This is a genomic window from candidate division KSB1 bacterium, from assembly GCA_022562085.1.
Classification (GTDB): domain Bacteria; phylum Zhuqueibacterota; class Zhuqueibacteria; order Oceanimicrobiales; family Oceanimicrobiaceae; genus Oceanimicrobium.
The window spans coordinates 1-7,221 of the sequence record JADFPY010000240.1 but is presented as its reverse complement, the minus strand read 5'-3'; the positions used below and the strand labels follow the sequence as shown (position 1 = coordinate 7,221).

Here is a 7,221-nt window from a genome sequence, read left to right as displayed (position 1 = left end):
CAGACATAAAGTTATTTCAGTAATTCTGGCGTCGCTTCCCATTTGTTCCAATCAATATCTCTACCGGGATAAGCTGTATTCTTAAATGGCCACTCTTTCACAACCCATTCTTTCACAGCATCAAATAAAATAGTGTCGAGACCCTTGTCAAACTCGCTCTTTCTAACCCAGAGAGCAATACGGGCATCATATCCACTTTTCCGAGTTGGGTTTATGTAAACGCAGCCAAGGCATACAGATTCGCCAAGGTTCATAACAGTATAGGCGAAAGACCTACGTCTCTGAAACTCTTTCTGATGCCAGCCAAGATCTATTAGGTCTTGCTCAAATGTTAAATTGTGGGATGGCCATTTGGAATGAGGTCCAAAGACGCCTTGAAGATGCTCCACGCTTGTCATTACAGCATCATAGTCCTTTACAACATCATTTACTGTCAACATGCGAAGTCTAAATTTCTCTGTTTCCAGTTTCTCTGGAACCTTGAAGTCAGAAGGAACAAAAGGGTTATTGGATTGAGCACATAAGTAGCCATGGCTCGCCGTCAAAAATACTATTAGAATGAGAAATGCAGGTGCCATTCTTATGTTCATCTCTTGTATATTCCTTTTTTTGTTTGGATAGCGTTGAATGTCGGGACTTATTTCCCAACATATAACGGCAAGTTCAGTTGCCGCCGAACAGCGCGAGAGACTAACGTCAAATTTCAAATAAAACTCCTACGGGTAGTACGAATTTCAAAATTACGCCCATTCGTTCGGCGGTCAACTGCAACGCATGGTTATGTGGCCAGGCTGGCAAGCGCCGGATTCCAGCTAGGTCCGGAGCGCACCAGCGCGCATAGGTTGGAACGACTGAACCAGCAAAATCCACTGGACAATCGCCGTGATGATTGCCGTAGCCGTCACCCAGTTGTAATTGTTTCCTGCTCTAAACAATGCCAGCGCCACAACCAGAAGAAAGGCAGATGTTACCAGCCGACGAGAGTTCGCCCGTGTCCAAGCCACCTTCTCTGGGACACCACCAGCGCGGTAATCTCTCACTATCCAGGCTATTGCGAGCACAACAAACAGTGTGAATGGGATGATCAGCAGCCACATAGGAATTGAGAAGTGCAGGCCTTGTCCCTGAAATGCTGCTTCAGTACCCTCAAAAATGGTAGCCATAACTACGACTCCTGTTACGGCTAGGTGCCATAGAATCAGCATGGGATAAAACAGCGCGCGTGGTCCACGAAACGCACTGTATAGCATGATGAGAACATAGAGTGTTAGCAAAATCCACACCCAGTAAGGGCCTTCAGTGCCTTTGCCGGATAATCCAAGGATGCCCCACTGGTAACCTTCGGGACGACCTATGATTCGAATGAGTGGTAGCCACACGAACGTGGACGTCAGAACCGTCCAGAACATCACCGGGCCGAAAAGATGTTTTTGCTCAACTTTCACTGTTATACCCTCCATTATCCGTTATCTTGTCGATCAAATCCAGACGTTCCCGGTGCCACCTTCGTTGAAGCCGAAAGTTAACCAGGTTATTGGGAATATCGTATTTTATCCAATATTTCAGAATTTCTTCGTTAGCTATAAAATTTACTCCTTTCGTTTTTGTTGTGACAGAATTTTATGATAATTTCTCCAACTTTTATATTTCAACCTTCTCTATTTGTCTCTCACGCATAAACGCTAGAGTTCAGCGGCCGAGTGAAACGAGTTCCACTGCAACGATTCGTTAGGTATTTTAGTTTCAGTGTGACGCTTCATATCCCTAAATATAAAAAAACTTCTTTGTCATTTCTGTGGCTGGACTACAATATGCAACTTATCGGTAGTTAACATGATAAAAGGAGAAGAGATTTGTCTGTCGAAGCATTCGTTCATGAGAGCGGTGGATGCACGTCGGAGTCGCAATTCTAAAAATATTGAAATAACGACTTTAATCCAGGAAATCCCATCAGAAGCCATATCAAACAAAGTGCAATAAGAATAGTGATCAACACGATTGTCGTTTTCTTCCTGGATCGGAAAGAAGTATAGCCAAACTCTCTTACAAACTGAACCACTGCATCCTTTTTCTCTTTACGTGCACTCTTAGGTAAGGGTGGAATGCGTGTGAATAGTTGTCCTAAACCCGCGCTTAGTCGCATGCGAATATTTACCGCCCAACCCATTGCTTCCAAAAGTAGACCCATGTCCCTTTTACGTATCCTTGCATAACCTATCATGATGCTTGGTAATAAAACAACGGCGACTAGCCCCAAAAGCGCAACCAGGACAGTAACTGGGTCCACTTGGGAAAGAGTCTTCGTAATATACGCAAAAGCTGATCCAAGAGCCGCAATAGCCAGACCGCCGCCTAATAAAAGGTCGCGCGCTATGCCCGACGTACTGGGGGCGGAAAGGGTTGATTCTAACTTATCTTGGCGTAATTTAGTGAATTTATCGATTTGTTTTTTTACCATTTTAGTAAACTGTTGGAAGGGCGCTTTGACTGACTCCCATGGACTAATAGGGTTAATCACGATATCGATGATCTCTGCATCCCACTCTCGGTCGTCAATGGTAAAAAAGATTCCACGCTTCCCTATTCGCAATCCATCCGCGCTACCTGAAGTCACTGGAGCAACAATTTCAAACTTAATATCGTTGCTCTGACGCCCAGTAACTTCTACATATAATAGATACATGTAACTGCGTTCGCTTATCTTTTTGTGGCCTTGCCGATCCTGAACTTTCATTGTAAAACTAATCTGTCTTCCATTGATGATTAACGTCCCCATTTCAAAAAGGGCGCGATTTTTAGGATTATAAAGATTTTCAAAGCTCACAAAATTGTTGGCTAACTCAATCAGCCATCTTTGATAAAGAATGAGTTTCTCTAAATTATGTATTTGGTTTAATTCATCAGCGACGGCTAAATCTTTTGCAATGAGCTCGCTTGCCCGTTCTCTGTATGACCTATTAAGATAATTACGCAGGTGATCTACTCCCAATTTGTCTACTTTCAGTTCCTGTTTGCTTTCTAACCATGTGCGGTATGCGAGAAAGATGCTTTTTACTTTTCCCCACTCTTTCTCAGTCAGATATTTGACGGGACTTTCAAGGGCGCGTGTTAGAACATTTTCCTTAAGCACAAGTAGACGATCCATATATAAGGGATTGATCATTCCCTCCAAATCAAGGATACCTTCTGGATTAGGTAATGCTAATGGCCCATCCTTAAGCCGATCTTCCATCACTGACTTATCAGTGAAATCGATTTCTTCAAGCTTCTTCTGACGAAAAAACTGCATTTGAGCAACTGCTCGCCCATCAAACTTGACCATGGCACACTGTGTAAAGAATTGCTCAATTTTTCCACCTAGGCTTGCTACAAGTTCATAGGCTTGCGACGTTTCGGCTCCCCAAGGCATAACTTCTGTAGTATCCTGTTTCTGAGGAATTTCGCCTTTCGCTTTCCATGCGAGATATGTTTCTGCTTCATCTAAAAAATCTTTTAGCTGTTCTTCACTAATTCCTGGCTTCCCGCAAGCATCCAAAACAGAACCAACAGTATCCATAACGGTCTCGATGAATTGCGCTAAATCGGGGTCATGGGTTGCCTCCGGGGGGATAATACCATCACCATTGTTCGCGGAACTCGCCATAATACTTTGTACATTCCGAACCTGCTCCAGACTGATTTCTTGTGCATTGGGAATGTTAAGGTTGTTCAAGATGACCTCTGCTGTGGCTCGCAAATTTTGGCCCTCATCATGATGCATATCGATATCGTTGAGCCGCAGAACATCGCTGCGTTCGACCAAACGGCTCCGATCTGCAAGAATTCGAAACAACCAAGACTGTGCTGCTTTTAGTTCACTAGGCCGGATGCGACCATTTTTATCGGTATCTACATATGAAATAAATGCATCATCGCAGTTGAGACTGTCAGTGGTAATGCTCGTACTTGCCCAGTGGACTTCATCAAGAACTTGAATTTTTTCTAAATCCTTTGCATCTTGAATCCTGAGCTGGTAACTGCCACCATATTTTCTAAATGTCAATTGAGACATAAAGCAAGCTCTCCATTTGGCAAAGTTCCCAAAACGCTCCAGTTACCGTCAATGAGAAAAGCCTGATAAGGTTTTTGTTTCTCAATTTGTTCGTCTCCATATATTGGCTTCCACACGCTTACTGCAATAGAGATTGCTGTTTTTTCATCCGGTATGACGCCTGACTTATGGACATATTTGCTCATTGTGCTACTCTTAAACTGATTGTAGTATTCCTCAGCCCAGGTTTGCATTTTATCGCTATGATCGTTGGCAATTACTTTAGCCATGAAGCCGACAAAGAAAATAAAGTAAGAATGTACTTAATAATTTTTTAGCATTTCTGAAGCCTAACGATCCTGCGATTCACCTGTCGGGGTTAGGCCAAAATTGGCGACCCATGCAAAAAGTAAACCACTCTCTATGGTAGTGGTGCGGTCAAGTGGTTCTACCATTTCATTAAAAAAATGTAAATGTTAAGAACCTCCCGTTAAGGCGTCGCCGCAATCTTAATTAAATTTCCAAAGGCGGGGTTCGGTGGGCATAACCGGCGCTGCCATTCAGGGCACCTAAATTACCTAAAAGAAAAAACTTGCGATAATACTCAAAACTCTGAAATCATACTAGAGCGGCAGCGTCCGTGTTAATGCGATCGTTAGGCCACGAACCTAAACAGTGCGCCTTTAGTCTGACATAGCAGGTCTACTTTTACTTAAAGCCTAGTTATTTCAACGTAAAGTCAGACACCAAAACGCCATCTTGCACGATAACCTCCCCGTCTACTTTTAATGTACTGCCAGGTAAAAAGTTTTGCATAGCAAAATCAGATTCATTCTCACCACCAGCCCACGTGTTATTTCCAAGGCCAACGATTATCATGCCTGAGGCCATCCAAGCATCCATTTTGCTGTTCTTTGGTATTTTGACGTTTGGGTTAACGCCTACATCAATGAAAGCGAATTCATCCTTTCCTTCTCCAGACACGTCATAACGTGCTTTTAGTGTTTCAAGCCCTGATTTTGCTTTCATATTGCTGAGTTTTCCATCCATGAAAGTGAGTTCCAAACCTTTGATTTCTTTATCCAGATAAAACTGCTTATCTACTACAATCTTGCCTTGTGCTGTCCCCGGAACAGGAACCAAATAAACCTCACCTGCTGGTAACCACACTTGACAGGCAGCGCCACCCTGTTGAACATCATGCTCGGAAATTACCCCATCGCTCACCGATACCGATTTCGCCTCGATTTGAACTTTTAGATCAGTTCCGTTCCGATTCGTGATATGTATTTCCTTTCCACTGGCCAGCTTCTTTTGGATTGAGTTTCCAATACTTTCTAGCTTGGCATAATCAATATTGACACCGCTCCAATAAACCTCCGCTAATTCTTCCATTGACAAACCAAACTGCTGCGCCCTGTCAGTTGTGGGATTTAGGTCGTTGCCTAGACTTACTGAACGAACCTTCCGTTTATTGCGAAGCGTACTTATTGGTGCAAGGGACTTAGCCACAGCTGCAATACGTTCAGGAGGCACATCAGCCAATAGGCTGGAATTTTCAGAATAGGAGATATTAATTCGTGCGTCGATCATTGTCGCCAGTTTGTGGTCAAGTTCGGGAAACTGCGTGTCATATTTAGACGGTACTTCATCATAATAGCGTCGATCCATCCTATCGCTGTTCAATGTTACTAATGGAAAGGCTCCTACTTTGCGAACTTGCGTGGCCAAGTCTTCTAGCAATTTGATGTCACGTACACCTCCACTTATCAATACAATTTCATTTTCCTGAATTCGAGCACATTGATTTACCAATCTCTGAGCAAGCTCATCACTTGAGGTACTTTTCTCGCCCTGCATTGTGATCGCTACTGACAAACTTACCAGTAACATCAGAAAGAACCCTCCGATTGCCATGCGGCTGAAAAACTTCTTGTTCATGATCAATCTCCTTTTAGTTTAATATTAATAATAAATAATTATGCAACATTGCGGACTCAGAATTCGAAGGATGAACCGACGATTACTTGCGCAATTTGGGAACCTCAGTCACAATAGCATCCGTATGGGCTAAACGTAATTCTTGTAACTGCTTGGCAATTTTATCTCGCTCGGTCTTATCGGGATGCATCTTTTTTCGCAATTCTTGGTTTCTCTTTTGGTATTTATCAATAGATGCTAAATCCTCGAATTCCTGAATTATAACTATATTCCAATCTGGCCCCCAATGGTGACGAAAAACTTTTCGGCTAATTAAGAATTCATTTTGCTCAACTTCTGGATGGCGGAATTCTTTCAGAAGATCCAAATATTTATTGACTTGACCAAATTTGACCTTCCAAGTAGAAATAGTGAATACGTGGCCTTCCTCCTCTTGTTCTTGTGCTAAGACAAAAGAACTGGTTACGGTTAAAAAAGTTAGCGTAAGCGTGAAAAGAATAGATTGTTTGAGTTTCATTTTGAATTCCTCCTTATACGTTGTGAGATTAGAACATTTTACTACTAATGGGGTTGAGCATGAGCACTATACAATCAAAGGAAATCACCTCCGTTCTAAGAACTTTATTTCGGATTTCGAATTTTACACTCACATCTGCCCGTTTTAGCTTTCAAAAAATCTTTGCCCAAAAAGCAAAGAATTCACTCTTAAGGAACTAACAACTCCCGCACCTGCACATTTACTACCTTGCCGTCCTTTGTTAAAAGCGTATCATGAATAATCTGGTCTTCCATGTTTAGACTTAGCTTACCGTCCTTAAAGAGATTCTGTAAAAACTCGCTGACATTTTTAGAGTACATCTGGCTGGCATGATAGGGAACGGTCGAGGGCAGGTTGAGAGGCCCGATTATACTGACGCCATTGGCCTCTATCGTTTCTCCCGGCCTGGTGAGCTCGCAGTTTCCGCCCCCCTCAGCCGCCATATCTAAAATCACCGTCCCGGGACGCATCCCCTTAACCATCTCTGCCGTGATCAGAACGGGTGACTTTTTGCCGGGTATAGCAGCCGTTGTAATAACCACATCACTATCAGCAACCACTTTGGTCATCATTTCGCGCTGACGTTTATAGAATTCTTCGCCCATAGCTTTGGCGTAGCCACCGGACGCTTCGGCCTCTTCAGTTTCAAGTTCGAGTTCCACGAACTTCGCCTCCAGGCTTTCGACCTGCTCTTTAACCGCCGGCCGCACAT

General features: G+C 43.2%; 7 protein-coding genes. All 7 read right to left on the bottom strand.

The genetic code is table 11. The features are described from left to right. Nucleotides 1-11 precede the first annotated feature (11 nt). Nucleotides 12-545, bottom strand: a complete 534-nt coding sequence (locus IH879_16670; protein MCH7676561.1) for a GNAT family N-acetyltransferase — start codon at nt 543-545, stop codon at nt 12-14. A 267-nt stretch (nt 546-812) separates the two neighbouring features. Next, complete coding sequence (locus IH879_16665) at nt 813-1,445, bottom strand: hypothetical protein (GenBank protein MCH7676560.1); 633 nt, start codon at nt 1,443-1,445, stop codon at nt 813-815. 464 nt (nt 1,446-1,909) lie between these two features. Further along, nucleotides 1,910-4,051, bottom strand: a complete 2,142-nt coding sequence (locus IH879_16660; protein MCH7676559.1) for a hypothetical protein — start codon at nt 4,049-4,051, stop codon at nt 1,910-1,912. Continuing rightward, nucleotides 4,039-4,320, bottom strand: a complete 282-nt coding sequence (locus tag IH879_16655; GenBank protein MCH7676558.1) for a hypothetical protein — start codon at nt 4,318-4,320, stop codon at nt 4,039-4,041. Before IH879_16655 ends, IH879_16660 begins: the two co-directional genes overlap by 13 nt. 433 nt (nt 4,321-4,753) lie before the next feature. Beyond that, the gene (locus IH879_16650; GenBank protein ID MCH7676557.1) at nt 4,754-5,971 is read right to left on the bottom strand and encodes an aminopeptidase; all 1,218 of its coding nucleotides are present in this window, start codon (nt 5,969-5,971) and stop codon (nt 4,754-4,756) included. Between the two features lie 82 nt (nt 5,972-6,053). Then, complete coding sequence (locus IH879_16645; protein ID MCH7676556.1) at nt 6,054-6,488, bottom strand: hypothetical protein; 435 nt, start codon at nt 6,486-6,488, stop codon at nt 6,054-6,056. A 188-nt stretch (nt 6,489-6,676) separates the two neighbouring features. Further along, a partial coding sequence (locus tag IH879_16640) for an NAD(P)(+) transhydrogenase (Re/Si-specific) subunit alpha (GenBank protein MCH7676555.1) occupies nt 6,677-7,221 on the bottom strand: 545 nt, incomplete at its 5' end.